The organism is Lentzea sp. (genome assembly GCF_036380075.1).
GTDB lineage: Bacteria > Actinomycetota > Actinomycetes > Mycobacteriales > Pseudonocardiaceae > Lentzea.
Window position 1 is genome coordinate 1 of record NZ_DASVFL010000056.1, and the last position, 24,991, is coordinate 24,991.

27 protein-coding genes are annotated in these 24,991 nt (G+C 71.9%); 16 read left to right on the forward strand and 11 right to left on the reverse strand.

The window, feature by feature from the left end:
* Positions 1–386: carboxylesterase family protein (locus tag VF330_RS06755; protein ID WP_330850631.1), on the forward strand; the 386-nt coding region annotated here is incomplete at its 5' end.
* 42 nt (positions 387–428) lie between these two features.
* Positions 429–845: a tetratricopeptide repeat protein gene (locus VF330_RS06760; protein ID WP_330850632.1), complete on the forward strand. Its 417-nt coding sequence runs from the start codon at positions 429–431 to the stop codon at positions 843–845.
* Here the strand turns inward: VF330_RS06760 and VF330_RS06765 are convergent.
* A complete protein-coding gene (locus VF330_RS06765; protein ID WP_330850633.1) occupies positions 842–2,455 on the reverse strand; it encodes an SDR family oxidoreductase in 1,614 nt (537 codons plus the stop codon). The genes VF330_RS06760 and VF330_RS06765 overlap by 4 nt on opposite strands.
* Positions 2,456–2,534: 79 nt before the next feature.
* Here VF330_RS06765 and VF330_RS06770 point away from each other — a divergent pair, with 79 nt between their 5' ends.
* Positions 2,535–3,161, forward strand: coding sequence for a TetR/AcrR family transcriptional regulator (locus VF330_RS06770; protein WP_330850634.1), 627 nt, complete (start codon positions 2,535–2,537; stop codon positions 3,159–3,161).
* Between the two features lie 21 nt (positions 3,162–3,182).
* Here VF330_RS06770 and VF330_RS06775 read toward each other — a convergent pair whose 3' ends face one another.
* The 5 genes from VF330_RS06775 to VF330_RS06795 form a co-directional block, all read right to left on the reverse strand.
* A complete protein-coding gene (locus VF330_RS06775; RefSeq protein WP_330850635.1) occupies positions 3,183–4,121 on the reverse strand; it encodes a class I SAM-dependent methyltransferase in 939 nt (312 codons plus the stop codon).
* Between the two features lie 141 nt (positions 4,122–4,262).
* Positions 4,263–5,111 carry an SGNH/GDSL hydrolase family protein gene (locus VF330_RS06780; protein ID WP_330850636.1) on the reverse strand — a complete coding sequence of 283 codons (849 nt, stop codon included), beginning with the start codon at positions 5,109–5,111 and terminating at the stop codon, positions 4,263–4,265.
* A 62-nt stretch (positions 5,112–5,173) separates the two neighbouring features.
* On the reverse strand, positions 5,174–7,360 hold the full coding sequence (locus VF330_RS06785; RefSeq protein WP_330850637.1) for a heavy metal translocating P-type ATPase: 2,187 nt from the start codon (positions 7,358–7,360) through the stop codon (positions 5,174–5,176).
* The gene (locus VF330_RS06790; RefSeq protein WP_330850638.1) at positions 7,350–8,198 is read right to left on the reverse strand and encodes a hypothetical protein; all 849 of its coding nucleotides are present in this window, start codon (positions 8,196–8,198) and stop codon (positions 7,350–7,352) included. The genes VF330_RS06785 and VF330_RS06790 overlap by 11 nt, the downstream gene beginning before the upstream one ends.
* A gap of 16 nt (positions 8,199–8,214) precedes the next feature.
* On the reverse strand, positions 8,215–8,496 hold the full coding sequence (locus VF330_RS06795; RefSeq protein ID WP_330850639.1) for a metal-sensitive transcriptional regulator: 282 nt from the start codon (positions 8,494–8,496) through the stop codon (positions 8,215–8,217).
* Positions 8,497–8,696: 200 nt separating this feature from the next.
* Between VF330_RS06795 and VF330_RS06800 the strand changes: the two genes are divergently transcribed.
* The gene (locus tag VF330_RS06800; protein WP_330850640.1) at positions 8,697–10,631 is read left to right on the forward strand and encodes a potassium transporter Kup; all 1,935 of its coding nucleotides are present in this window, start codon (positions 8,697–8,699) and stop codon (positions 10,629–10,631) included.
* Between the two features lie 45 nt (positions 10,632–10,676).
* Here VF330_RS06800 and VF330_RS06805 read toward each other — a convergent pair whose 3' ends face one another.
* The 3 genes from VF330_RS06805 to VF330_RS06815 all read right to left on the reverse strand — a co-directional run bounded on the left by VF330_RS06805 (position 10,677) and on the right by VF330_RS06815 (position 13,392).
* Positions 10,677–11,000: an antibiotic biosynthesis monooxygenase family protein gene (locus tag VF330_RS06805; protein ID WP_330850641.1), complete on the reverse strand. Its 324-nt coding sequence runs from the start codon at positions 10,998–11,000 to the stop codon at positions 10,677–10,679.
* 201 nt (positions 11,001–11,201) lie between these two features.
* The gene (locus VF330_RS06810) at positions 11,202–12,407 is read right to left on the reverse strand and encodes a cytochrome P450 (RefSeq protein WP_330850642.1); all 1,206 of its coding nucleotides are present in this window, start codon (positions 12,405–12,407) and stop codon (positions 11,202–11,204) included.
* Between the two features lie 25 nt (positions 12,408–12,432).
* Entirely contained in the window at positions 12,433–13,392 is a 960-nt protein-coding gene (locus VF330_RS06815) for a ketopantoate reductase family protein (protein WP_330850643.1), read from the reverse strand.
* Between the two features lie 88 nt (positions 13,393–13,480).
* Between VF330_RS06815 and VF330_RS06820 the strand changes: the two genes are divergently transcribed.
* A complete protein-coding gene (locus VF330_RS06820; protein ID WP_330850644.1) occupies positions 13,481–14,080 on the forward strand; it encodes a TetR/AcrR family transcriptional regulator in 600 nt (199 codons plus the stop codon).
* Here the strand turns inward: VF330_RS06820 and VF330_RS06825 are convergent.
* The gene (locus tag VF330_RS06825) at positions 14,013–14,360 is read right to left on the reverse strand and encodes a hypothetical protein (protein WP_330850645.1); all 348 of its coding nucleotides are present in this window, start codon (positions 14,358–14,360) and stop codon (positions 14,013–14,015) included. The two genes, VF330_RS06820 and VF330_RS06825, sit on opposite strands and share 68 nt — an antisense overlap.
* A 157-nt stretch (positions 14,361–14,517) precedes the next feature.
* On the opposite strand from VF330_RS06825, the gene VF330_RS06830 reads away from it, so the two are divergent.
* The 11 genes from VF330_RS06830 to VF330_RS06880 all read left to right on the forward strand — a co-directional run bounded on the left by VF330_RS06830 (position 14,518) and on the right by VF330_RS06880 (position 24,043).
* The gene (locus VF330_RS06830; RefSeq protein ID WP_330850646.1) at positions 14,518–15,297 is read left to right on the forward strand and encodes a cellulose-binding domain-containing protein; all 780 of its coding nucleotides are present in this window, start codon (positions 14,518–14,520) and stop codon (positions 15,295–15,297) included.
* 78 nt (positions 15,298–15,375) lie between these two features.
* Positions 15,376–16,113, forward strand: a complete 738-nt coding sequence (gene pcaH, locus VF330_RS06835) for a protocatechuate 3,4-dioxygenase subunit beta (RefSeq protein WP_330850647.1) — start codon at positions 15,376–15,378, stop codon at positions 16,111–16,113.
* The gene (pcaG, locus tag VF330_RS06840; protein ID WP_330850648.1) at positions 16,106–16,600 is read left to right on the forward strand and encodes a protocatechuate 3,4-dioxygenase subunit alpha; all 495 of its coding nucleotides are present in this window, start codon (positions 16,106–16,108) and stop codon (positions 16,598–16,600) included. The genes pcaH and pcaG overlap by 8 nt, the downstream gene beginning before the upstream one ends.
* Positions 16,597–17,709 (forward strand): lyase family protein, encoded by a 1,113-nt coding sequence (locus VF330_RS06845; RefSeq protein WP_330850649.1) that lies wholly within the window; start codon positions 16,597–16,599, stop codon positions 17,707–17,709. Before pcaG ends, VF330_RS06845 begins: the two co-directional genes overlap by 4 nt.
* Positions 17,699–18,442: an alpha/beta hydrolase gene (locus tag VF330_RS06850; RefSeq protein WP_330850650.1), complete on the forward strand. Its 744-nt coding sequence runs from the start codon at positions 17,699–17,701 to the stop codon at positions 18,440–18,442. The genes VF330_RS06845 and VF330_RS06850 overlap by 11 nt, the downstream gene beginning before the upstream one ends.
* Positions 18,439–18,810, forward strand: coding sequence for a 4-carboxymuconolactone decarboxylase (gene pcaC / locus VF330_RS06855; protein WP_330850678.1), 372 nt, complete (start codon positions 18,439–18,441; stop codon positions 18,808–18,810). The genes VF330_RS06850 and pcaC overlap by 4 nt, the downstream gene beginning before the upstream one ends.
* Complete coding sequence (locus VF330_RS06860; protein WP_330850651.1) at positions 18,807–19,976, forward strand: 4-hydroxybenzoate 3-monooxygenase; 1,170 nt, start codon at positions 18,807–18,809, stop codon at positions 19,974–19,976. The genes pcaC and VF330_RS06860 overlap by 4 nt, the downstream gene beginning before the upstream one ends.
* 34 nt (positions 19,977–20,010) lie before the next feature.
* Positions 20,011–21,099, forward strand: a complete 1,089-nt coding sequence (locus VF330_RS06865; RefSeq protein ID WP_330850652.1) for a winged helix DNA-binding domain-containing protein — start codon at positions 20,011–20,013, stop codon at positions 21,097–21,099.
* A gap of 88 nt (positions 21,100–21,187) precedes the next feature.
* The gene (locus tag VF330_RS06870) at positions 21,188–22,057 is read left to right on the forward strand and encodes an ABC transporter ATP-binding protein (protein ID WP_330850653.1); all 870 of its coding nucleotides are present in this window, start codon (positions 21,188–21,190) and stop codon (positions 22,055–22,057) included.
* 1 nt (position 22,058) lies between these two features.
* Complete coding sequence (locus VF330_RS06875) at positions 22,059–23,126, forward strand: ABC transporter permease (RefSeq protein WP_330850654.1); 1,068 nt, start codon at positions 22,059–22,061, stop codon at positions 23,124–23,126.
* 5 nt (positions 23,127–23,131) lie between these two features.
* The gene (locus tag VF330_RS06880; protein WP_330850655.1) at positions 23,132–24,043 is read left to right on the forward strand and encodes a Gfo/Idh/MocA family oxidoreductase; all 912 of its coding nucleotides are present in this window, start codon (positions 23,132–23,134) and stop codon (positions 24,041–24,043) included.
* 23 nt (positions 24,044–24,066) lie between these two features.
* On the opposite strand, the gene VF330_RS06885 is transcribed toward VF330_RS06880, so the two are convergent.
* Positions 24,067–24,906, reverse strand: a complete 840-nt coding sequence (locus VF330_RS06885) for an alpha/beta hydrolase (RefSeq protein ID WP_330850656.1) — start codon at positions 24,904–24,906, stop codon at positions 24,067–24,069.
* Positions 24,907–24,991 lie beyond the last annotated feature (85 nt).

Consider the following 24,991-nt stretch of genomic DNA (forward strand, 5'->3'; position numbering starts at 1 on the left):
TCCGCATGCCGTCGCTGCACCTCGCGCAGGCGCAGGTCGCCGGTGGCGGCCGGGCGTTCCTGTACGAGGTGACCTGGGCGCCGCCGGGGCCGTTCGGGGCGTGCCACGGGATCGACGTGCCGCTGGTGTTCGGCAACCCCGGACTCGGGCAGTCGTCGGTGGTGCTGGGGGAGATCACGACCGGCACCCACGACCTGGCCGCGCAGATGCGGACGGCGTGGTCGTCGTTCGCGGTGACCGGGGATCCCGGCTGGCCCGCGTACACGACCGCGGAACGGCTGACGCGGATCTTCGACGTGCCGCCGTCCGTCGTGCCGTACCCGGAGGAGACGTCGCGGCGGCTGTGGAGCGGTCACCGGTTCGACCCGTTGCCGCTGCTGGAATAACTCCCGCCGCCGGACGTTGTACGGGTCCGGAAGGGAGGTTCGATGGACAACGACTTCAACGCCTACCAGCCGAACGGCGAGGTGGCGGCAGACCGGTGGGTGACCGTGCGGCACCTGTTCGACAGCGACTACGTGGAGACCGCGGCCGACAGGTGGGAGCGGGCGAGGGCACTGTTCGACGCCAGGGACTACGCCAAGGCCGCGGTGGTGCTGGCCGAGGTCGTCGGGGAGGTGCCGTTCCAGGCGGACCTCCACCTGCTGCTGGCCCGCGCCTACTACCACTCCGCGCAGCTGGGCAAGGCCGAGGCGGTGCTCCGCGAGGTCGTGGACCGCTGCCCGGTCGACCACTACGCGCACCTGCTGCTCGGGCGGACGCTCGAACGGCGGGGCCGCGCCGACGAAGCGGCGACGTGGCTGAGGCTGGCCGCCGCGTTCGGCGGGGAACTGGCCGAGGTCTAGCTCGGATCCGTTCTGGCGAAGGCGCGCAGCAGGCCTGGTGCGACCCGGTCGGCCAGCCACGCCGCCTTCGCCTCCACCGTCACCGGCACGACCGGCCGGTTGTCGCGCACCGCGCGCACGATCTCGGCCGCCACGCCCTCGGGCCCGAAACCGCGCCGCGCGTAGATCCGCGTGGCGCGGTCCTGCTTGCGGCGTTCCTCCTCCGCGCTGACACCGGAGAACGTCGCCGTCGCCGTGATGTTCGTGTGCACCAGGCCGGGACAGATCGCGGTGACGCCGATGGCGTGCGGTGCCAGCTCGGCCCGCAGGCACTCCGACAGCATGAACACCGCCGCCTTGCTGCTGGCGTACGCGGAGAGGATCTTCGACGGCAGGTAGGCCGCCACCGAGGACAGGTTCACGATGTGCCCGCCCTCGCCGCGTTCCACCATCAGCTCGCCGAACGCCCGGCAGCCGTGCACGACACCCCACAGGTTGACGTCGAGCACGCGCTTCCACTGCTCCGCCGACGTCGACAGGAACGAGCCGGAGTGCGCGATTCCGGCGTTGTTCACCACGACGTCGGGCACGCCGTGCTCATCGGCGACCTGCCGTGCCCACGCCCGCACCGCTTCCTCGGAGCGCACGTCGACCTCGTAGGCGTGACCGTCGACCATGCCGGCCGTCTTCCGCGCCGACTCGAAGTCCACATCGGACACCACGACCCGCGCGCCCGTCCTGGCGAACGCCACCGCCGTCGCCCTGCCGATCCCGCTACCGCCGCCGGTGACGACGACGAGCCGGCGCGGGGGAGCGGGGTCCGCGACGAACTCGCTGATCATGCGGGCGAGCTGCTCGGGGTGGCTGAGCGGGGCCCAGTGCCCGGCGGCGATGCGGCGGCGGCTCAGCGACGGCACCCAGCGTTCGAGGTCGAGCGGTTCGGTGCGGATGTAGCGGTCGCGGGTCGGCTGGACCACCTGGACCGGCATGGGCGCGAACCGCTGCCGCGGCGCGCCCATGACCTGGCGGATGTTGGCGCGGTACAACGAGATCCCGTTCACCGCGTCCGACGCGATGGTCGGCGCGGGCGTCGCGCGGACGCCCTCCAGCCTGCGCAGCACGTCACCCCAGCGGCGGGCCAGGTAGAGGCGCCAGAACAGGGGAGCGACCACGGGCAGGTGGAACGCGACGATGTACCACGAGCGGACGAACTGCTTGAGGCGCGCGATCGACACCCCGCGTCGCGACCAGTGCCCCATGTGGTCGAGGCACGGCCCGGAGATCGAGGTGAACGTCGCGATCCGCGCGCCGGGCGTCGTCACGGCCTCCCACGACTGGATCGAGCCCCAGTCGTGGCCGACGACGTGGACCGGCTCGCCGGGGCTCACCTCGTCGATCACGGCGAACAGGTCGCGCGCCAGGTGTTCGAGCCGATAACCGTCCTCAGTGGACGGAGCGGTCGACTCGCCGGCGCCGCGCACGTCGTAGGTGACGACCCGGAAGTCCGCCTCCAGCACCGCGGCCACCCGGTCCCACACGGCGTGCGTGTCCGGATACCCGTGGACCAGCACCACGACGGGCCCGGACGTGCCGCGCACCTGCACGGCGAGCTCGACTTCCCCGGAACGCACCTTCACATGTCCTCCCAGGCCCACATTGCTACGCTCGCGTAGTTTTGTGAAAGCTACGCCACCGTAGCAATATGGCCGGGTGAGCACAACGCGCCGGAAGTACGCCCGCCGCCTGCCGCCGGAGCAGCGCCGCGAGCAGCTGCTGGACGCCGCCCTGGCCCTCATCCCGGCGGGCTTCGACACCGTGACGATGGAGTCGGTCGCGAAACAAGCCCAGGTCACGAAACCCGTGCTCTACGACCTGTTCGCCAACCGGGCGTCGTTGATCGGCGCCCTGCTCGAACGCGAAGCCGCCCGCGCCACCGAGCAGGTGGCCGCCGCACTGCCCACCGACTTCGCCACGCGCTCACCGGACGACGCCTTCGCCGACGCCGTCCGCGTGTTCGTCGACGCCGTCGTCGCGGCGCCGGACCGGTGGCGGCTCGTGCTGCTGCCGCCCGAAGGCACGCCGCGCGAGTTCCGCGCCCAGGTCGAGCTGGTGCGCGCGGGTGTGCTCGCGCAGGTCGAGGAACTGGCCGCGCTCGGTCTGAAGGAGCTGCGCCGCACCGAGCCGGGCGGCCTCGACGACGTCGACTCCGGCCTGCTCGGTCACGCGATGCTGGCGCTGGCGGAGATGTCCGGCCGGCTGGTGCTCACCGAGCCGGACAGGTTCACGCCGGACCGGCTGGTGGCCTTCGTGTCCCGGATCGCGCACGGCCTGCGCTGAGCACCGCCCTGGAGAACACTCCTAGTGCACCCGCACGTGCGTGAGCAGCGCGAGCCCGGTCTGGTCGTGCCCCACCGACACGTCGCACCCCGGCAGCAGCGCGCGCACCGCCTGTTCGTCGCGCTCGATCACCTGCCACTCCATCAGGAACTCCAGCGGCCAGCGGAACTCGTTGCCGGGCGTCGTGCCGGCGAAGTAGAACGTGCTCCCGGGGCGGGTCAGCCTGGTCAGCACGGCCTCCGTCAGACGCACGGCCGCACGGTCGTTGAGGTAGCCGTACAGGCCGTTGGCGAGCACCAGGTCGTACGGCCCGAGCTCGGCCAGCTGGGGGATCGCGCGGAAGATGTTGCCGGGGACGGCGGTCGTGAACTCGTTGAGCGGGCCGAGCCGCTTCTGCGCCAGCTCCAGCGCGTCCGGGTCGACGTCGGTGAGCACGAACCGGTCGCCTGGCCGCACGATGTTCGGCGGGATGGCGCGCAGGTCGGGGGCGGCGCCGGCGTCGATCACCAGGATCGTGCGCGGACCATTGCGCGGAGCGGTCAGGCAGTCGCCGATCAGCCGCGTCTGGTGCATCACGCGGTTGCGCAGCTGCTGGGCCAGCGCCGACCCCTGGAGCTGGGCCTCGACGTGCCAGCCGAGCGTGCCGGGCGCGCCGCCGTTGGCCTGCGCCAGGACGTGCTCGACGAGCCGGAAGTCGCTGGGGTAGCCGCGGGTCCACTCGTTCTCGTCGCGCATGAGCGGCGACCGCGCGCAGGCCGACCGGGCCGGCTGGACGATCGCGGCGATGTCCTCGTCGGGCACGCCCGCGAGCGCGGTGGCGCCGATCTGGTTGCCCAGTGCGCGGAAACGGCCGCCGACCAGCGCGTTGGCGGAGGGGTCGGCGAGGTTCAGCTCCTTCTCACTGCGCAAGAAGCCGTCCACGGCGTCGCTGAGCCGGTGCAGGGCATCGGTGCTGTGCATCGTCACTTCCTCGCTGCGGCAACGGTTCCGAAGCCTGTCAGCTGCGGCGGCCGCAGGACAGGGTCTTTCGGGTTGTACGGGCATGATCTTGCACCGGTTCGGGTGAAGATCACCAACTTGACGCGCGGGACTTGGGCGCTCTCACTTGGCGGCGGCGGTGACAGCGTCCGCGATCGCCTGGTGACCGGCGGGTGTCGGGTGCACGTCGGTGCGGTCGCAGAAGTAGGTCAGCGCGCACACCTTGGCCACCGAACCCGGGATCTGGCCGTACTTCGGGTCCTGGGTCAGCTCGGTCAGCGCGCCGTAGCCGCCGGTCGCGGTGGTGACGTCGGCGAACTTCGCCCCGAACTTCCCGTACTGGGCGGCGATCCTGGTGTTGAAGTCCTGGAACATCGTGACCGAGAGCCGGGCCAGGTTCCTGCCGTTCGGGAACGACGGGTTCACCCACGCGCCGAGGAAGACGTCCGGGTAGGTGAGGCCGACGATCTTCACGTCCGGCGCGGCCGCCCGCAGCTCGGTGAGGACGCCGGCGACGTTGGTCTGGATGCCGGCGACGGTCCTGGTCGCGCACTCCACCGGGTCCTGGACGATCGCGCACGGCGTCAGGTCGTTGCCGCCGATCACGATGGTGACCAGGTCGACCTTCCCGCCCTTGAGCGTCTCGACGGCGGCGTCGAGCTGCGTCTTCCCGCCGGCGTCGGCTCCGCAGGCCGGTCTGGTGGCGAGGTCGGCGGACGTGGCGCCGTCGCAGGCCAGGTTGACCAGCCGCAGGCCCGCCGTGTCGGCGACGATCTGGGCGAAGCTCGTGTTCTTGCTGCCCGGCGCGAACCCGGTGGCGTAGGAGTCGCCGATCGACAGGTGGACCTTCTTCTCCTGCGCGGGCGCGGGGGAACCGGTGCCGGACGTCGGCGGGGACGCGGGCGGGGGTGGGGTCGAGGTGCACGCCGCCAGCGCTGTCAGCAACGCCACGACCAGGGCGAACCTCGGCACAACCGCTCCTTCTCGTCGAGGACTGGTGTGCCGAGGCTACGTAACCGCCCGTGAGGGTCGTGTCAGCGGAAGGCCCGCAACCGCAGGCTGTTGCTCACCACGAACACCGACGAGAACGCCATCGCGGCGCCCGCGATCATCGGGTTGAGCAGGCCGAGCGCGGCGAGCGGCAGCGCGGCGACGTTGTAGGCGAACGCCCAGAACAGGTTGCCCTTGATCGTGGTGAGCGTGCGCCGCGACAGCCGGATCGCGTCCACGGCGGCGTCGAGGTCGCCGCGGACCAGCGTCAGGTCGCTCGCCTCGATCGCGACGTCCGTGCCGGTGCCCATCGCGAGACCCAGGTCGGCCCGGGCCAGCGCGGCGGCGTCGTTCACGCCGTCGCCGACCATCGCGACCACACGTCCCTCGTCCTGGAGTCGCTTGACGACGTCGACCTTGTCCGCGGGCAGCACCTCGGCGACGACCTCGTCGATGCCGACCTCGGCCGCGACCGCCCTCGCCGCGGCCTCGTTGTCACCGGTGAGCAGCACCGGACGCAGGCCGAGCGCCCGCAGGCCCTCGACCGCCGCCTTCGACGTCGGTTTGACCGTGTCGGAGACGACGAGCACCGCGCGGGCCTTGCCGTCCCACGCGACCAGGACCGCCGTGCGTCCTTCCTGCTCCGCGGCCTGCTTGGCCTCGGCCAGGTCGTCGTCGAGCGCGATGCTCCAGTCGCCCAGGAGGCGTTCGCGGCCGACCAGCACCGCGTGTCCGTCGACCACGCCCTGGACGCCGAGGCCCTCGACGTTCCGGAAGTCCTCGACCGCGGGCACCTCGCCCGCGGCCTCGGCGACGGCGCGCGCGATCGGGTGCTCCGAAGCGTTCTCCAGCGCCCCGGCCAGCCTCAGGACCTCGGCGTGGTCCTCCGCGGAGTGCACGCCCACCAGGCTCATCCGGCCGGTCGTGACGGTGCCCGTCTTGTCGAGCACGACGGTGTCGACCCGGCGGGTGGACTCCAGCACCTCCGGGCCCTTGATCAGGATGCCGAGCTGCGCGCCGCGGCCGGTGCCCACGAGCAACGCGGTCGGCGTCGCGAGGCCCAGCGCGCAGGGGCAGGCGATGATCAGCACCGCCACCGCGGCCGTGAACGCCGCCCCGGCGCCGCCGCCCGTGCCGAGCCAGAAGCCCAGCGTGCCGACGGCGAGCGCGATGACGATCGGCACGAACACCGCGGAGATCCGGTCCGCGAGCCGCTGGACCTCGGCCTTGCCGTTCTGCGCCTGTTCGACCAGCTCGGCCATCCGCGCGAGCTGGGTCTCCGAGCCGATCCGCGTGGCGCGCACGACGAGCCGTCCGCCCGCGTTGACCGTGGCGCCGACGACCGCGTCACCGGGCCGCACCTCGACCGGGACGGACTCGCCGGTGAGCATGCTCGCGTCGACCGCGGAGCTGCCCTCCTCGACGACGCCGTCGGTCGCGACCTTCTCGCCCGGCCGCACGACGAACCGGTCGTCCACGCGCAGGTCACCGGTCGGGACGCGGACCTCGCGGCCGTCGCGGAGGACCGCCACGTCCTTGGCGCCCAGTTCGAGCAGGGCCTGGAGCGCCGCTCCCGCGCGCCGCTTGGAGCGCGCCTCGAAGTAGCGCCCGGCCAGGATGAACATCGTGACGCCCGCGGCGACCTCGAGGTAGATGTTGCCGTCCCCGGACGTCCGCTCGACGGCGAACGTGAACCCGTGCGTCATGCCCGGCGTGCCCGCGGTGCCCAGGAAGAGCGCGTAGAGCGACCACAGGAACGCGGCGCCGACGCCGAGGGAGATCAGCGTGTCCATGGTGGCGGCGCCGTGCCTCGCGTTCGTCCACGCCGCCCGGTGGAACGGCCACGCGGCGTAGGTGACGACCGGCCCGGCGAGGGCCAGCGACAGCCACTGCCAGTACGTGAACTGCCACGCCGGGATCATCGCCAGCGCGATCACCGGCACCGCCAGCGCGGTCGCCGTGACCAGCCGCTGCCGGAGAGTCCGCGTCGGATCGTCCGCCGCCGGTTCCGGCGTCGCGGTGGGCAGTTCGGCGGTGTAGCCGGTGTCCTCGACGACCTTCACCAGATCGGCGGGTGTGAGATCACCCGGAAAGGTGATGTGGGCCTTCTCGGTCGCGTAGTTGACCGACGCGGCCACGCCGTCCAGCCTGTTGAGCTTCCGCTCGATCCGCGCGGCGCAGGAGGCGCAGGTCATGCCGCCGATCGAGATCTCGATGGTGTCAGTGGCCATGTCCGTCCTCCCCGTGCGCGTCGGTGGTGGTGAGCGTGAACTCGGCGGTGCGGACGACGTCCTCGTGCCGGAAGTCGAGGAACAGCCGGTACCGGCCGGCCGTGGGCACCTCGACGGCGAACCGCACCCCGTCGCCCTCCTCGGGGTGCACGTGCAGGTACGCCAGGTCGGCCGCCCGCAGCGCGACGAGGTGGCCCTTCGCCCCGAGGTAGTTCTGCAGGTCGGTCACCGGCGCGCCGTTCCTGGAGATCGCGAGACCGACGGTGGAGGCCTTTCCGGCCGTCAGCTCCCCGTCGAGGGTTACCTCGTAGCCGTCGACGGTGAACGTGCGGCTGGTCTCGTGGCGTTCCGGCCGGTAGTCGCCCGCCCGCTCGACGTCGGCGCCGAGCGTGGTCTTCGGCCCGTCCTCCGGCCTGAAGTCGGCGAACACGCGGTAGCTGCCGGCGTCGGGCAGGGTCAACGGAACCGACCACGTGCCGTCCGCCGCCATCTCGGGGTGGACGTGCCGGAAGTGCGACCCGTCGCGGCGGACGACGACCAGGTGCAGGCGCTTCTCGTGCTCCACGGCGAACCTCGTGACGGGCCGCCCGTCCGGTCCGGCGACGTCGAAGCTGAGGGAGCTGCCCTCCCGCAGCCGCAGCGCGTAGCCGTTCGCCGACGAGGACAGTCCCGGCGGGACCGCCGACGGCGCGGACTCGTGCCCGCCGTGCTGCTGGTCGGCGCTGTGGCCTCCGGTCGGCGGTGGTGGTGGTCCCGCGGCTGCTCCCGCGGCCCACGTGCCGCCGAAGACTACGGCCAGCGCGGCGCCGTAGAGCGCCACCTTGTAGCCCGTTCTCACAGGTCTTCTCCTCGGTTCAGGAGCGGACCAGGCGTGCGATGGCGTCACTCGCTTCGGCGATCTTCGCGTCCGCGGCGGTCCCGCCCTCGCTGACGGCCTGGCTCACGCAGTGCTTGAGGTGCTCGTCGAGCAACCCCAGTGAGACCGCCTGCAACGCCCGAGTGGCCGCGGAGATCTGGGTGAGCACGTCGATGCAGTACCCGTCCGTCTCGATCATCCGCTGCAAGCCGCGGACCTGGCCCTCGATCCTCCTGAGGCGGCGCAGGTGGGCGGTCTTGTTCTCGGCGTAGCCGTGCACGTCTCGCTCCTCGTCCGGCCACCGCGCGGCCGGCCGGTGATGCCGGGGGAGCGGTGGGCTCGCTTCTTTATACCCTAGGGGGGTATGGGTATGTCAAAAGTCCGGTTCGTGGCGGTTCGTGGCCGTTCCGCCATCAGGAACGCGTAAAGATCACCCGCCGGAGTTCTGCGGGGCGCCTGCCTCGCGGTTATCTTGCGGACGTGGTTGACCAGCAGGTTTCCGAGGCACCGTCCCGGCAGGAGCTCACCCGCGACACGGTCCGGCTGGCGGTGGTCGTCGGAGCGCTCGGGGTCGTGTTCGGCGACATCGGCACCAGCCCGATCTACACGATCCAGACGGTGTTCAACCCCGCCGACCCGCACCCGGTCCCGGTGAGCGTGGACAACGTCTACGGCGTCGTGTCGCTGATCTTCTGGTCGGTCATGATCGTCGTGACCGTGACGTACGTGCTGCTCGCGATGCGCGTCCACAACGACGGCGAGGGCGGCATCATGGCCCTCATCACGCTGCTGCGCAGGTGGAAGGCCAAGCAGGGCCGCAAGGCCGCCGCGACGCTCGCGGCACTGGGCATCTTCGGCGCCGCCCTGTTCTTCGGCGACAGCATGATCACGCCCGCCATCTCGGTGCTGTCCGCGGTGGAGGGCCTGAAGGTGGTCGAGCCGGAGCTGGAGCGGTTCGTCGTGCCGATCACCGCGGTGATCATCGTGGGCCTGTTCCTGGTGCAGCGCCGGGGAAGCGCGGCGGTCGGGAAGTTCTTCGGCCCGGTGATGATCCTGTGGTTCACGGCGATCGGCGCGGCCGGCGTCCGCGGCATCGCCGGCCACCCGGAGATCCTCAAGGCGCTGTCGCCCACCTACGCGGCCGGGTTCCTCTTCGGCCACTTCGGCATCGCGTTCTTCGCACTGGCCGCCGTCGTCCTCGCGGTCACCGGCGCCGAGGCCCTGTACGCCGACATGGGCCACTTCGGCCGCCCGGCGATCGCGCGCGGCTGGCTGTTCCTCGTGCTGCCGGCCTGCGTGCTGAGCTACCTCGGCCAGGGCGCGCTGGTCCTCGACGACGAGGCGAACGTGAGCGGCCCGTTCTTCCTGCTGGTGCCGGAGTGGGGCCGCTGGCCGATGGTCGTCCTCGCCACGGCCGCGACGGTGATCGCGTCGCAGGCGGTCATCACCGGCGCCTACTCGGTGGCCTCGCAGGCCGCGCAGCTCGGCTACCTGCCGAGGTTGCGGATCGCGCACACGTCGGAGTCGACGATCGGCCAGATCTACGTGCCGTGGATCAACTGGGTGCTGATGGTGTCGGTGCTGACCCTGGTGTTCGCGTTCCGCACGTCGGCGGCACTGGCGTTCGCGTTCGGCATGGCCGTCACCGGCACGATCACGATCACCACGTCGCTGTTCCTGTTCCTGGCACGCCGGAAGTTCGGCGCCCCCGCCTGGGCCATCGGTCTCGGCGCCGTCGTGCTGCTGGGCGTGGACCTGCTGTTCCTGGCGGCGAACCTGACCAAGCTGCTGCACGGCGCGTGGCTGCCGCTGCTGATCGGCCTGACCGCCTTCACCGTGATGACGACCTGGCAGCGGGGCCGCGCGATCGTCACGAAAGCCCGCCACGAGGCGGAGGGATCGCTGCAGGAGTTCATCGAGGAACTGCACTCGCGCCGGCTGACCCGCGTGCCGGGCTGCGCCGTGTTCCTCAACCGCAGCAAGGAGACGGCACCTCTCGCCATGCGCGCGAACGTCGAGCACAACCACGTGCTGCACGAACGCGTGGTGATCGTGTCGATCGAGACCGAACCCGTCCCGCGCGTCCCACCGGACCGCCGCGTCGAGGTCGACGAGCTCGGCTACACCGACGACGGCATCATCCACGTGAAGGCGCGCTTCGGGTACATGGAGACGCCGGACGTGCCGGCGGCGCTGGCGCTGGTCGACCCGGCGCGGACGGAGGGCGCGCTGGACCTGGGGCAGGCCCGGTACTTCCTGTCGAAGATCGAGCTCCAGCGCGGCCGGGCGCACACGATGGCGGGGTGGCGGAAGCGGCTGTTCGTGGCCACCTCGTACATCACGGCGGACGCCGCCGAGCACTTCGGGCTGCCGCGGGAGCGGACCGTGATCATGGGTGCGCACATCGAGGTCTAGTGCGGTTCCGGGGCAGGTGGGTCGCACCTGCCCCGGAACCGTTCGTCAGCTGTCGTCCCTGTCCAGCGTGAAGGTCACCTCGTAGAGACCGGGGTGGGCCTGGCCGAACGCCTTGTTGCCGTCGATCAGCCCGTGCGCGTGCAGGTGCCGGACGACGCGACGGGCCGCGTCGAGGTCCTCGCTCTGCGCGTAGTTCACGACACGGGTGCCGTCGAGACTGCGGTGCAGGCTCGCGGAGATCCAGCCGGGTACCTCGCTCGCGACCCGGGCCGCGCGGGCCAGGTGGTCGAGCAGGGGCTGCTGGCGGTCGGGCTCGACGGTGAACACGTTGATCCGGGTCACCGCTGAACCGGCACGGATGACGGGCATCGCTTCTCCTCGCGTGATGACGAGGCGCGCAGCAGAGGCTCGACAGGACGTGCGGCGTCAAGCCCCGGCTGTGCGCCGTGAGCTTGTCGCGGGTCGCCGTCGTGACGGCGAACGGAGCCTCGTGCGGAGGGGGCCGGGCTCACCGGTGCCGGCCCAGGTCCTTTTCGACCCGCCGAGACTACCGCCCGGAGACCTCGCCCGTTACCAGGTCACGGGAAGTTCGTGGAGGCCGTAGATGAACGCGTCGGACTTGAACGGCAGGTCGTCGACCTCGGCAGCCAGTGCCAGCGTCGGGATCCGCCGGAACAGGGTGTCGACGACGATCTGGAGCTCCGCCCTGGCCAGGTTCTGGCCCAGGCACTGGTGCGGCCCGAACCCGAACGCGAGGTGGTGGCGGGCGCCGCGGTCGAGGTCGAGGTCGTCCGGGTGCTCGAACGCCCGCGGGTCGCGGTTGGCGGAGTGGGTCAGCGCCAGCACGCCCTCGCCCGCCCTGATGAGCTGCCCGCCGATCTCGGCGTCCTCGACGCACAGCCGGGCCGTCGCCGTGTCGAGGATCGTGAAGTAGCGCAACAGCTCCTCGACGGCGCCGGGCGTCCTGGCGGGATCCGACGTGATCGCCGCGAGCTGGTCCGGGTTGCGCAGCAGGGCCATCACCGCCAACGAGATCATGTTCGCCGTCGTCTCGTGTCCCGCCACCAGCAGCAGGAAACCCATGGTCGCCAACGAGGTCCGCCGGTAGGTGCCGTCCTCGGTGAGCTTGCGGATCTGCCGTCCGAGCAGGTCGTCCGGCGGGCTCTTCTCCTTGTCCGCCACCAGGTCGACCAGGTAGCGCTGGACGGCGGCGAACGCCGCCTGGCGTTCGGGCTGGGGCGTGTCGCGGCCGATGATCTTCGCGGTGTTGTCCTGGAAGAGGGCGTGGTCGTCGTAGGGGACGCCCAGCAGTTCGCAGATCACCAGCGACGGCACCGGGAGCGACAGCGCCGCCACCAGGTCCGCCGGTTTCGGGCCGGCCAGCAGGGCGTCGACCCGGTCGTCGACGATCTGCTGGATCCGCGGCCGCAGCACCTCGGTCCGGCGGACGGTGAACTCGCCGAGCACCGCCCTGCGCGCGGGTCCGTGCTCGGGTGCGTCCATGTCGATCAGGGTGCGTTCGTCGTCGGGTCGCCGGGCGGCCGCCTCGCCCGCGGTCAGCTTCGGGAAGTCCGGGTGCTGCCGGTCGGAGCTGAAGCGCCGGTCGCCGAGCACCTTCCGCACGTCCTCGTGGCGGCTGACCGCCCACGCGGTGCCGCCCTCGGGCAGCCGCACCCGCGAGACAGGCGCCTCCTCGCGGATCTCCCGGTACGCGGGCGGTGGTGAGAACGGGCAGGTGCGGGTCATGGGGAACTCGTGCTTCGCGGTGCCGGTCATGGCTTCCTCTCGGTGGTTCACGGGCTCAGGCCGGTCCCCGGCCGGCGAAGTGCGGTTCCGCCGCTTCCAGCCGCGGCGCCGGGACGCCCCACCGCCTGGCCTCGCTCAAGGTGTCGCGGCAGATCTCGCGCGGTTCGGCCGCGGCGGGATCGGAGTGGGCCGCGAAGTTCACCCGCGCCGGGGTGAAGTGGGTGATCAGCCAGGAGAACGCGGGGGCGACCAGCCGGGCGGGCAGGCGGAACGGCAGCACGGCCATCCGGTGGCGGCGCATGTCGATGCCGCGCGCCCGCACCAGCGGCAGGAGCTCCCGTCCGGTCAGCAAGGCCTCCCGCAGGGCGTCCGTCTGCCCGATCAGGTCCGCCAGCGACCCGAGCCGCAGTCCCTGGGAGTGCAGGGCGGCGTCGGACACGAAGTGGATCCACAGCGAGCCGGTGAGGTCCGGTTGCTCGCGCAGCCGGAAACCGGCTTGCCGGAACACCTGGCGCACAGCCTGTTCCCGTGCCGTCGGCGGACGGCCGACCGTGCCGAACGCGACGGCCGGCATCACCGTCCCGCGGAGCACGCCGTCGTCGCCGAAACCGCCACCGGCCAGCGGGAGTCCCCAGGCGACCCGGTCGCGGGGCAGGGGGCCGATCGCGTCGAGCGGGTCGGACCAGATGTTGCCGAGGACCAGCACCGTGGCGTCGCCGACCCGCGGTGCCAGGAAGCTCGCCGCCTCCGGCAGGCGGTGGTGCGGCACGCTCAGCACGATCAGGTCGTAGTCGTGGCCGGGTGGCAGTTCCTCCCGCAGGCGCACGGGCCACGTCCGCACGACGCGCCGGGTCTTCGCCGGTCGCCTCAGGTCGAGCAGGTCGAGGTCCACCGCGTTCCCGTACGTCGCGGCACGCCCCGGCCGGACGTAGAACTCGACCTCATGCCCGGCCTCGTGCAGGGCCCAGCCGTAGAAGGTCGCGATCACGCCGCGGCCGAACATCAGGATCTTCACGCTGCACCTCGTGGGGTACGATTGAAGTGGAGATTATCTCCAGTTCGAAGATATGGAGATAATCTCCACTTGTCAACGGAGGTGCCCCGTGAACCCGGCCAAGCCGCTGCGCGCCGACGCCCGGCGCAAGAGGGACGCCCTGCTCGCCAAGGCCAGGGAGATGTTCGACGCCGGCAGCTTCTTCGACCTGCGCTTCGACGACTTCGCGGGCCTGGCCGGGGTGGGCGTCGGGACCCTGTACCGCCACTTCCCGACGCGGGAGGAGCTGGCGGAGGCGGTGTTCCACGAGGAGGTCACCGCGCTGTGCGACCGCGTGCGGCACCTCAGGGACGAACTGCCGGCGGCGGACGCCCTGGCGTCCTTCCTGCGCGGGTTCGTCGACTACCTGGACGCCCACCGGGGTCTGGCCCAGACGCTGGCCACGCTGATGGCCTCACGCGCGAGCGCGCTGGCCGAAGGCAGCCAGGCGCTGGAACGGGCCGTGCTCGACCTGGTCGACGCCGCGGTCGGCGAGGGCTCGCTGCGCGAGGACGTGGATGGCGGCGCGGTCATGATGGCGCTGCACGGCATCGGCGCGGCCCACGACCGCCCGAACTGGCGGTCCGAGGCGGACGGCCTCGTCACGGCGGTGCTCGCGGGTCTGCGGCCGGCAGGGGAGAAGGCCGCAGACCCGCGCCACGCGCTCTAGGCGCTTTCGGCCGCCGCCGCGCGGCCCGCCGCCCGTCCGGAGAACAGGCCGCTGCCCGGGTCGAGGATCTGTGCAGGGGTGCGGTGCGGGCGAGGCTGTCGCCGCTGTGGACCAGCGAGTTGCGGATGCCCATCACCTGCAGGTCCTTGGTGAACGGGTTGTCGACCTGCTGGTCGCGCACCACGATCTGGCGACGCAGCTGGTCCAGGTCGACGAGGTTCTGTCCGGTCAGGGCGTTCATGCCGGCGACCAGGTCGGGAGACCCGTCGATCGTCTCCACGGCGCACCACGAACCGGTGAACTGCGGGGAACGATCCGGGCAACACCGTTCACAGACTCCGAAAGCCCGAGTTGATCAACTCCGAACAGCCGATTGCGGACGCTGCCCGCACCGATAGATTTGATCTATGGCAGCACGGAAGCACATCTTGGTGCTGTTGACCCTACTCACCGCCGCCTGCACGGCCGAGCAGGACGGAAGGCCCGTTCCCGAGGCGAAGAGCTCCTCCCCGGTGTCGCAGGGAAGGGCGCCGTCCACAAAGGTGAGTGCGGTTGTGGACGGCCGCACCGTCGAGCTCGCCGACGGCACGCGGGTCCGCGTCTCGTTCCTCGCCGAGCCGCCGGCGTGCGCCGCTGCCGCGGCACGGGAGTTCGCCGCGAAGACGTTGCAGGACAGGGACGTCACCGTCACCGGCAGGAGTCCCGGCGAGGTCTCGCTGGCCCTGGCGGACGGCGCCGACTACGCGCTCGCCGCCGTCCGGGCCGGCGTGCTGCGCGCCACGGGCGTCGACGGCGGCCCGCTGGTGGAGGCGCAGACCAAGGCGTCCCAGGCGAAACTCGGTCTCTGGGGGCAGAGCTGCGACTCGACGGCGCCGCCGAGCGTGCCGCCGCCCCCTCCGCCGTGCGTGGTCGTCTACCGCGTCACCAGCCAGTGGCCCGGCTCGTTCCAGGCGGACGTGACCGTGCGCAACGTGAGCGACGTGCTGATCAACGGGTGGACGCTGCGCTGGCGGTTCGCCGACGGGCAGACCGTGTCGCAGATGTGGAACGCCACCGCGTCCCAGTCCGGCGCGGACGTGAGCGTGACCAACGCCGACTACGCCGCGCTGATCGTCGTCAACGGGTCGGTGTCGATCGGGTTCAACGGCGCGGTCTCCGGCCAGAACTCGGTGCCCGAGTCGTTCACGCTGAACGACGCGCCCTGCACGACCGGATAGCCCGCCCGGCGATTGCTTTCCGGTGAGCGGAAAGCTCCGGTCGACGCCGAGGCGGTCCCGTCCCTAACGTTCGACCCCGTGACGAGCAGCCAGCACGAGATCAGCGACGAGATCGCGGAGATCCACGCCGACTCACCGCGAGGTGCGCCGCTGCTGGACTTCGCCCCGTACCGCAGCACGCGGCTGCGTCACCCGACCAAGGAGCTCCAGCTCGTCGACCCCGAGGGCGCCGAGCTGGTCGCCCCGGTCTTCGGCCACTCCGACGTCGACCCGGTCGAGTCCGACCTGACCGTCCAGCGCGGCGGCGACCCGATCGGCGAACGCATCCGCGTGCACGGCCGCGTCCTCGACGGCGACGGCCGGCCGGTGCGCCGCCAGCTCGTCGAGATCTGGCAGGCCAACTCGGCCGGCCGCTACGCGCACCAGGGCGACCAGCACCCGGCGCCGCTCGACCCGAACTTCACCGGCGTCGGGCGCTGCCTCACCGACGACGACGGTCGGTACTCGTTCACCTCGATCAGGCCGGGCCCCTACCCGTGGCGCAACCACCACAACGCCTGGCGGCCCGCGCACATCCACTTCTCGCTGTTCGGCACGGACTTCACCCAGCGGCTGATCACCCAGATGTACTTCCCCGGCGACCAGCTGCTGGCGCTGGACCCGATCGCCCAGTCGATCACCGACCCCGCGGCCCTGGCCCGGCTGGTCGCGTCCTACGACCACTCGCGGTCCGAGCACGAGTGGCTGCTCGGCTACCGCTGGGACATCGTGCTGACCGGCAGCCACGCGACCTACCTGGAGCCGTCCGATGACTGAGGCCACCCCCGGGCAGACCGTCGGCCCGTTCTTCCACCACGCGCTCGCGTTCCCCGGCGACGCGGAGCTCGTGCCGTTCGGCTCGGCCGGGTCCGTGGTGCTGCACGGCTACGTCCTCGACGGCGCCGGCGCTCCCGTGCCCGACGCGATGATCGAGATCCGGCAGGCCGACGCGTCCGGCGTCGTGCCGAAGGCGGGCGGGTCGCTGCGGCGGCGCGGCGCCGGGTTCACCGGCTGGGGCCGGTGCTGCACCGACGCCGCCGGGCACTACTGGTTCAGCACCATCGAGCCGGGCCTGCCGTTCTTCGCGGTGACGGTGTTCGCCCGCGGCCTGCTCGACCGACTGTTCACGCGCATCTACCTGCCCGGCGCGCCCGAGGCCGTCGACGGCCTGGTGGCCTCGCGCGAGGACGACGGCCGGCTGCGGTTCGACATCCACCTGCAGGGGCCGTCCGAGACGGTGTTCCTGAAGTACCCGCGGACGTGACCGTGCTCCCCGGCTCCCACCGCGCCGCCGGCCTCGTCGACGACGAGGCGCTGCTGCGCGCCCTGGTCGAGGTGGAGGTGGCGTGGGCGCGGGTGCTCGGGTCGTCGATCTCCGTGTCGGTGTCCTCCGTGGACCCCGCCGAGGTCGAGGCCGCGGGCAACCCCGTCCTGCCGGTGGTCGCCGCGATCCGGTCGCAGGTCTCCGTGCCCGTCCACACGGGACTGACGAGCCAGGACGTGCTCGACACGGCCTTCATGCTGCTGGCGCGGGAGGTGGTGTCGCGCGTTTCGCTCGACCTGTCGCGGGTGGCGGACGCACTGGCCGTTCTTGCCGAGGAGCACCGTTCGTCGGTGATGGCGGGGCGGACGCTGACGCAGTTCGCCGTGCCGATCACGTTCGGGCTCAAGGCGGCGCGGTGGCTGACCGGCGTGCTGGACTGCCTGGACGCGCTCGGCGGCCTGGCGTTCCCGGTGCAGTGCGGGGGAGCGGCGGGAACGTTGTCGCGGGCGGCGACAGTGGTGGACCCGCTGGCCGGGGCCGCGTCGTTCGCTTCGTTCCTGGGGTTGTCGTGGCCCGGAATGCCTTGGCACACCTACCGCGCGCCCGTCACGCGCCTCGGCGACGCGCTGGTCGGCGTGTGCGACGTGCTCGGGGTGATCGCGGGCGACGTGCTGACGCTCGGACGGCCGGAGATCGGCGAGGTGTCCGAGGGCGCGGTGGCCGGGCGCGGCGGGTCGTCGACGATGCCGCACAAGCGGAACCCGGTGCTGGCGGTACTGGTGAACAGCGCCGCGCTGCAGGCCCCCGGGCTGGGGGCGCAGCTGCACCTGTGCGCGTCGCGGGCCGTGGACGAGCGGCCGGACGGGGCCTGGCACGCGGAGTGGCCGGCTTTGCGGTCGTTGCTGGAGCTGGCGGTGGTGGCGGGTTCGCAGGCGGCGGAGTTGGTGGAGGGGCTCGAGGTGCACGCGGACGTGATGGCGCGGCGTGCGGTCGGGGCGGCTGGGGAGTTGCTGGCGGAGCGGGGTGGTGGGACGGATCCGGGGGCCTACCTCGGGGCGGCCGAGCAGTTCGTGGACGCCGTGGTGCGGAGGTGGCGTGATGGGCGGTGAGCTGAGCCTGACGCGCCTTGCCGGCTCGGAGTCATCCGATCGGCTGATCGTCGTCGGCCCCTCCCTCGGCACGTCGGTCGCGATGCTGTGGCGGGAGTGCGCCCAGTCCCTCGGCGGGAGCGAGGTCATCGGCTGGGACCTGCCCGGCCACGGCGCCGGCTGTCCGACGACCGAGCCGTTCACGGTGCAGGACATCGCCGACGAAGTGGAGAAGCGCACCGCGGTGCTGGCCGGGACCAGGCCGGTCGCCTACGCCGGGGTGTCGTTCGGCGGCGCGGTCGGGTTCGAGCTGGCGTCCCGGCGCGACAGTCCGTTCGGCGCTGTCGTGTGCATCGGTGCGGCGCGCAGGATCGGGGTGCCGGAGACCTGGCACGAGCGGGCCGCGCTGGTGCGCCGGCTCGGGACGCCCGTCGTGGTCGAGGGGTCGGCCCGGCGGTGGTTCGCGCCGGGGTTCGTCCGGCGGCGGCCGCAGGTCGCCGGGGCGTTGCTCAAGGCGCTGGCGGACACCGACCGGGAGTCGTACGCACGCGCCTGCGAGGCGTTGGCGGAGTTCGAGGCCGGGGACGCCGTCACGCCCACGGCGGTGCTGGTCGGCGAGCACGACGTCGTGGTGCCGGCGGCCGGTGCCGACCGCGTTCTCGAGGGCTGCGGGCACCTGCCGCCCGCGGAGGAGCCGGTCGCGGTCGCACGAGTGGTGGTGGAGGAGATGCGGTGTCTTACGACGACGGGATGAGGGTCCGGCGGGAGGTCCTCGGCGACGCGCACGTCGACCGGGCGGCGCCGGACGAGTTCACGCGGGACTTCCAGGAGTTCATCACCCGGTACGCGTGGGGCGAGGTGTGGACGCGGCCGGGGCTCGACCGGCGGATGCGCAGCGCGGTCACGCTGACGGCGTTGATCGCGCGCGGGCACTGGGACGAGCTGAAACTGCACGTCGCCGCCGCGGTGCGCAACGGGCTGAGCCAGGACGAGATCGCCGAGGTGATCCTGCAGAGCGCGATCTACTGCGGCGTGCCGGCGGCCAACCACGCGTTCGCCGTGGCGCGGCAGGTCCTCCAGGAGAACAAGACCGCATCGGACGCAGTGGAGGAGCCGTCATGACGCGCACCCGGGTCGGCATCGTCGGTGCGGGGCCGGCGGGGCTGATGCTCTCGCACCTGTTGTCGCTCAACGGGATCGACAGCGTCGTGATCGACACCAGGACCCGGCTGGAGATCGAGAACACGATCCGCGCGGGCATCCTGGAGGCCGACAGCGCGCGGCTGCTCGTCGACACCGGCGTGTCCGACCGGGTGCTGCGCGACGGGCACCCGCACGAGGGCATCGACCTGCGGTTCGGCGGCGAGAGCCACCGCGTCGACTTCCGGGCGCTGGTCGGCGAATCGGTGTGGCTCTACCCGCAGACCGACGTGTTCGTCGACCTCGCGAACGCCCGCGAACGCGACCACGGCGACGTCCGGTTCGGCGTCAGCGACACCTCGGTCGACGTGAACGGGCCCGCGATCCGGTTCGTCGACAGCAGTGGGGAGCAGCAGGAGGTGCGCTGCGACCTGCTCGTCGGCGCGGACGGCTCGCGGTCGATCTGCCGGGCCGAGGTGCCGGAGTCCGTGCGCCGGCACAGCTCGCGCGAGTACCCGTTCGCCTGGTTCGGCATCATCACCCAGGCCCCGCGCAGCGCTCCCGAGCTCGTCTACGCGCACTCGCCGCGCGGGTTCGCGCTGATCAGCCAGCGCACCGACACCCACCAGCGCATGTACTTCCAGTGCGAGCCGGACACCGACCCCGCCGACTGGTCCGACGACCGGATCTGGGAGGAGCTCCAGGCCCGCGTGGCCGGCCCGGACGGCTTCGCGCTGAAGGAGGGGCCGATCACCGAGAAGACGGTGCTGCGCTTCCGGTCGTTCGTCGCGGAACCCATGCGCCACGGCAGCCTGCTGCTCGCCGGCGACGCCGCCCACACCGTGCCGCCGACCGGCGCGAAGGGCCTCAACCTGGCGCTGGCCGACGTGCGCGTGCTCAGCGAGTTGATCGAACGCGCGCTGCTGAAGAACGACTCCGCGGCGCTGGACGAGTACGGGCCGCGCGCGTTGGACCGCGTCTGGAAGGCGCAGCACTTCTCGTACTGGATGACGACGATGCTGCACGCCCTGCCCGGCGCGACGGACTTCGACGTGCGGCGCCAGCTCGGCGAGCTGCGGTCCGTCGTCGGGTCGGAGGCGGGCTCGAAGTTCCTGGCCGAGGGGTACACGGGCCGCTGGCCCGCTTGAGCGGGACTGGAGCCGGGTCGGCGAGACTGGCCCGATGGACATCGCGGCGCTGCGCCTCGGCAACATCGGGCAGCTTCAGTCGGCCGAGGACGTCGTGCGGTCGCTCGGAGCGATGCAGGGCCAGGACTACGGCCAGTCGTTGTGGGCGTTGGGTTTGCGCACCGCCTCCGGGCGGATCGCGGACGTGGAGGAAGCGCTGCAGTCGGGCCGTGTCATCCGCACGTGGCTGATGCGCGGCACGATCCACTACGTGCCGGCCGAGGACGTCCGGTGGATGCTGGGCCTCTTCGGAGCCCGCGACCTCGCCCGCCTGACCCCCAAGGCGTGGGCGTACCACCACATGACGCCCGAGCTGATGTCGTTGGCGCGCAAGACGTTCGTGGAGGCCCTGACCGGCGGCGGCTGCCTGACCCGGCGCGAGATGATCGACCTGATGGCGGGCGTCGGCATCCCGGACGACCGGCAGCAGAGCTACTTCACGTTCATCCACCTCGCGCAGGAGGGCTTGGTGGTGCCCGGTCCGCCGCGCGGCAAGGAGCAGACGTTCGTGCTGCTCGACGAGTGGGCGCCGCGGCAGCGGGCGCTGGAGGGCGACGAGGCGATGGCCGTGCTGGCGTCGCGGTTCTTCGGCTCGCACGGCCCGGCGACCCTGGCGGACTTCGCGAACTGGTGCGGCATCGGCGTCCGCGAGGCCTCGCGGGGCCTGGAGGCGGTGAGGTCGTCGCTGGTGCGCGAGGACGTCGACGGCAAGGAGTACTGGCTGCCGCCCGACCTCACGCCGGGTTCCGGCGCGTTCCTGCTGCCCGCGTACGACGAGCTGGTGATCGGCTACAAGGACCGCGGCGCGTTCTTCACCCGCTACGGCGAGATCCCGATCTCCACCTACAACGGCATGTTCCACGCGACGATCATCGAGGACGGCCAGGTCGCCGGGCTGTGGCGGCGGGTCATGAAGAAGACGTCCGTCGACGTGGAGCTGCGGCCGCTGCCGGGGTTCGACGTCGACCGGCTGACACCGCACGTCGAGCGGTTCGGCGACTTCCTCGGGTTGCCGGTGCGGGTCGTGGTGAAGGACGCGCCCGAGGCGGGGTCGTCGAAGGTCAGCTGGCGCTCCCGCAAGTGAGGACCTCCACCTCGCCTCGCGGGGTCCTCCGCGAGGATGACCCCGCGCGACGGACGCGATCTTGGGCGCGCCCGCATACCGTTGTCCCATGTTGACTGTGAGGGGGATCAGCCGGAGCTTCGGCGACCACCGGGTGCTCGACGACGTCAGCTTCGACGTCAAACCCGGCCGGATGACGGGGTTCCTGGGCGCCAACGGGTCGGGCAAGACGACCACGATGCGCATCGTGCTGGGGGTGCTCGCCGCGCACGGGGGCACGGTGAGCTGGAAGGGGACCGAGGTCCGGTCGCAGAACCGGCCGGACTTCGGTTACATGCCGGAGGAACGCGGTCTGTACCCGAAGATGAAGGTGCGCGACCAGATCACCTGGCTGGGCCGCCTGCACGGCATGGACAAGACGACCGCGCTGGCCAACACCGACGCGCTGCTGGCCGACCTGGAGCTCACCGACCGCGCCGGCGACCGGCTGGAGGAGCTGTCGCTGGGCAACCAGCAGCGCGTGCAGATCGCCGCCGCGCTGGTGCACGACCCCGACGTGCTGATCCTCGACGAGCCGTTCTCCGGCCTCGACCCGATCGCCGTCGAGACCGTCCTGGACGTGCTGCGCAAGCGCGCCGCGAGCGGGGTGCCCGTGCTGTTCTCCAGCCACCAGCTGGCGATCGTGGAACGGCTCTGCGACGACGTGGTGATCATCTCGAAGGGACGGATCGCCGCGAACGGCTCCCGCGAGGAGCTGCGCCGCAGCCACGCCGGCGAGCGCTACGAGATCGTCGTCGGGCAGGACGCGGGCTGGGTCCGCGACGTGCCCGGCGTGACGCTCCTGGAGCTCGACGGGCCGCGCGCCGTGTTCGAGTCCGCGCCGCAGCAGGTGCTCAAGGCCGCGCTGGAGCGCGGTGAGGTCCGTTCGTTCACCCCGGTCGTGCCCACGCTCGACGAGATCTTCAAGGAAGTGGTCTGACGTGGCACGCGCCACCTTCCCCCAGGCGACCTGGCTCGTCGCCGAACGCGAGATGAGGACCCTCGTCTCCTCCAAGGGCTTCTGGATCGGGTTCGTCTTCACGATCGCCGGGCTGTTCGCGCTCACCGTGCTGCCGACGGTCTTCGGCGGTGACGACCCGAAGGTCGCCGCCGTCGGCTCCGCAGTGCAGGCGGTGCAGGGCAAACAGCTCGACGTGCGGGAGGTCGGCAGCGTCCAGGAGGCCTCCGACCTCGTCCGCGACGACGAGGTCGAGGCCGCGGTCGTGCCGGACGGCGGCGGCATCAAGGTCCTGGCGCTGAACGACCCGCCCAACGACGTGATCCGCCAGCTCGTCGACGCGCCACCGGTCGAGCTGCTCGACCCGTCCGCGGTGACCTCCGGCCAGCGGTCGCTGACCGTGATCGTCTTCGGGCTGGTGTTCCTGATGTTCGGCATGGGCGGCGCGGCGATCGCGCAGAGCACCGTGACCGAGAAGCAGACGCGGATCGTGGAGATCCTCGTGTCGACGGTGCCGGTGCGGGCGCTGCTCGCGGGCAAGATCCTCGGCCACACGATCCTCACGCTGTGCCAGGTGGTGGTGCTGGCCTTGGTGGCGCCGATCGCGTTGCGGGTCGCCGGGCTGTCCGAACTGCTGGCGGTGGTCGTGCCCGCGCTGGGCTGGTTCGTGCCGTTCCTGATGCTCGGGTTCGTGCTGATCTCGTCGATGTGGGCGGTCGCGGGCGCGCTGGTCAGCCGTCAGGAGGACCTCGGCTCGACGATGGGCCTCGTGATGCTCGCGGTGATGGGCCCGTACTTCCTCGTGCAGTTCCTGTTCGAGAACGCCGGTGCGCTCGCGGTGCTGTCGTTCGTGCCGTTCACGGCGGGGGTCGCGATGCCGGTGCGGATGTTCGCGCAGCAGGCGCAGCCGTGGGAGGCGCTGGTCTCGATGGGCGTCCTCGCGGCGACGGTCGTGGTGATCCTGCTGGTCGCCTCGCGCCTGTACACCGGGTCGCTGCTCCAGACCGGCGGCCGGGTCAAGCTGGCGAAGGCCTGGGCACCGGCAGAATAGGACGCATGACCGCAGAACCGATCCGCCTCGCCTTCGTCGGCCTGGGCGCCATGGGCACCCGGATGCTGACGGCGGCACAGGCACATCCCGACTACACCGTGGTCGCGGGCGTCGACATCGCTCCTCGCACGCTCGACGTCCCCGTCGTCACCTCGCTCGGCGACGTGCTGTCCGATGTGGACGCGGTGTACGTGTCGACGCCGCCCGCCTCGCACGCCGCGCTCGTGCACCGGGCGTTCGACGCGGGCAAGGCCGTGTTCTGCGAGAAGCCGCTCGCCGTCGACCTCGGCGAGGCCCGCGCGCTGGCCGAGGCGGCGCGGGGACGGCCGAACGCGGTCAACTTCGCCCTGTCGGACATGACCGGGACGATCGAGGTCGAACGCCGGCTGCCCTCGCTCGGTGCGCTGCGGGGAGTGGAGGTCCGGCTGCAGTTCCCGCGCTGGCCGAGGCCGTTCCAGGCCGACGCGACGTGGCTCTCGCGGTCCGAGCAGGGCGGGTTCGTGCGCGAGGTGCTGTCGCACTTCGTCTACCTGACCGACCGGGTGCTCGGGCCGCTCACCGTCGAGTCGGTGTCGTCGGACTTCCCCGCGGCCGGCGCGGCGGAGGTGGCGGCACGGGGTCTGCTGCGCGGCAGCGGCGTGCCGGTGCACGTGTCGGCGTTCTCCGGACTGGCCGGGCCCGAGGTCTACGAGTGGACCGTCTGGGGCACCGAGCGGTCGCTGCGGCTGAGCCAGTGGGCGAACCTGTCCACTTCGGACGGTGGTGCGTGGGAACCGGTGCCGCTGGAGCAGACCGGGTCCGACCACTCGCGGCTCACGCTGTTCGCGCGGGCGGTGCGGGGCGAGCACCCGCGGCACCTGGCCGACTTCGAGAGCGGCCTGCGGGTGGCCGAGGTGGTCGAGGCCTTCCTGCGGTAGGACCTCGACCACCGGCGGTGTCCTCAGCCGAGCACTTCGCGCAGCTTGGCGCCGAACTCCTCCGGCTTGCCCGCCCAGCCGTACTCGCCGCCGATGAACCCGCCGTGGTGGCTGGGGAACACGACGGCCTCCTGGCCGAGCAGCTTCGCCGTGTGGATGGCGGTGCGCGCGGTGAACGCGTCGCCCGTCTCCTCGCCGACCGCGATCACGACACGGGTGGGAGCGGCCTTCAGCTCGTCGACCCGCGGCTGGTAGTCGGTGACGGCGAGCGACGAGGTGCCCAGCAGCGGGTCGTCGCGCGTGCCGTCGTCCTCGGACGGCATGCCGAACTGCGCCGGGTCGGGCGCGGGCTGCGCGAAGTACTCGTCGGTGTACTCGCCCTGGTGCGAGCTCATCTGCATGAACGCCGCCATGCCCGCGCCCTGCCCCTTGGCCTGGTAGACGTCCATGAAGGCGTCGCGGGCGCGGCGGGCGGCGGCCGCGTCGGGCAGCACGGTGATCAGCGGCGGCTCGTGCGCCACGAGCGTGACGACGTCGTCCGGGTAGGACGCCACCAGCTCGAGGGCCGTGACGGCGCCGCCGCTGGACGCGAACAGGTCGACCGGGCCGCCGACGGCCTGGATCACCGCGTGCACGTCCGCCGCCTGGGTGTCGGGCCTGTTGTCGGTGCGGCCGTCCGAGCGGGTGCTCCTGCCGAGACCGCGCGGGTCGTAGGTGATCACCTTCCGGTCCGGGAACTGAGCGCGCAGCGCCGTGAAGCCGCTCGCGTCCATGGGCTGGCCGATCATCATCAACGGCCGGCCCTCGCCGCTCACGTCGTAGGTGATGGCCGCGTTTCCAGTCTCGAGGACGTGGGTTTCCATGAGGTTCTCCCCAGTCGGGATCGGGTCTGAACAGCGTAGTCACAGACGTGAACCCGGATGGGCTGACAGGCCGATCGACCTGCGC

Excerpts from the sequence above, each read along its gene's own strand:
- VF330_RS06760 (WP_330850632.1), top strand. The coding sequence starts at position 429 with ATGGACAACGACTTCAACGCCTACCAGCCGAACGGCGAGGTGGCGGCA.
- VF330_RS06775 (WP_330850635.1), bottom strand. The coding sequence starts at position 4,121 with ATGCACAGCACCGATGCCCTGCACCGGCTCAGCGACGCCGTGGACGGC.
- VF330_RS06785 (WP_330850637.1), bottom strand. The coding sequence starts at position 7,360 with ATGGCCACTGACACCATCGAGATCTCGATCGGCGGCATGACCTGCGCC.
- VF330_RS06805 (WP_330850641.1), bottom strand. The coding sequence starts at position 11,000 with ATGCCCGTCATCCGTGCCGGTTCAGCGGTGACCCGGATCAACGTGTTC.
- VF330_RS06810 (WP_330850642.1), bottom strand. The coding sequence starts at position 12,407 with ATGACCGGCACCGCGAAGCACGAGTTCCCCATGACCCGCACCTGCCCG.
- pcaG (WP_330850648.1), top strand. The coding sequence starts at position 16,106 with ATGACTGAGGCCACCCCCGGGCAGACCGTCGGCCCGTTCTTCCACCAC.
- VF330_RS06850 (WP_330850650.1), top strand. The coding sequence starts at position 17,699 with ATGGGCGGTGAGCTGAGCCTGACGCGCCTTGCCGGCTCGGAGTCATCC.
- pcaC (WP_330850678.1), top strand. The coding sequence starts at position 18,439 with ATGAGGGTCCGGCGGGAGGTCCTCGGCGACGCGCACGTCGACCGGGCG.
- VF330_RS06860 (WP_330850651.1), top strand. The coding sequence starts at position 18,807 with ATGACGCGCACCCGGGTCGGCATCGTCGGTGCGGGGCCGGCGGGGCTG.
- VF330_RS06865 (WP_330850652.1), top strand. The coding sequence starts at position 20,011 with ATGGACATCGCGGCGCTGCGCCTCGGCAACATCGGGCAGCTTCAGTCG.
- VF330_RS06870 (WP_330850653.1), top strand. The coding sequence starts at position 21,188 with ATGTTGACTGTGAGGGGGATCAGCCGGAGCTTCGGCGACCACCGGGTG.
- VF330_RS06880 (WP_330850655.1), top strand. The coding sequence starts at position 23,132 with ATGACCGCAGAACCGATCCGCCTCGCCTTCGTCGGCCTGGGCGCCATG.
- VF330_RS06885 (WP_330850656.1), bottom strand. The coding sequence starts at position 24,906 with ATGGAAACCCACGTCCTCGAGACTGGAAACGCGGCCATCACCTACGAC.